This is a genomic window from Vibrio sp. 10N.222.55.C6 (genome assembly GCF_041473395.1).
Taxonomy (GTDB): Bacteria; Pseudomonadota; Gammaproteobacteria; order Enterobacterales; family Vibrionaceae; genus Vibrio; species Vibrio crassostreae_C.
Genome location: NZ_JBFRSD010000603.1, coordinates 1 through 433, shown reverse-complemented (window position 1 = coordinate 433; position 433 = coordinate 1). Strand labels below are relative to the sequence as shown.

Genomic DNA, 433 nt, shown 5'->3' with positions numbered 1-433 from the left:
GCAACGAGCTTGTATCAATGCCAAATGCTCGACATTTGTTTGCAATATCAACAGCATTGCATATCGGAACTGTAACTTTCTTTAAATGGCTGTTTGGTACTCTTAACAACAAATCATCAATATTAATTGATTTAAAAGCTTGATACGGAGTAAAGCCCTTTTGCTGAACTAAAGTGAATAATCCTCGTTGAGAAGCCAAGTTTTGACTGACAGAACCTGGAATAGTTACTATCGCAATTTGATCAACGAGACTCCCAACGTCTCGGTCAAGCATCCAAACCGCCAACTTTCTAGTCAAAATGTTGGGTAACTCAGGTGATCCAGCTTTTGCGATCGTTTCAATTGCAGAGTGAGCAGCAAATGATAGGGCAACTAACGAGTTAGTTGACCAATCGAGTAAACGAGTAGGGAAACCATGATGCTGCATTGTTGC

Annotated in this window: 1 protein-coding gene; it reads right to left on the bottom strand. The window is 40.4% G+C overall.

From position 1 onward, the window contains the following. On the bottom strand, positions 1-433 hold a 433-nt coding region (locus AB4486_RS25280; protein ID WP_372119469.1), incomplete at both ends, for an FRG domain-containing protein.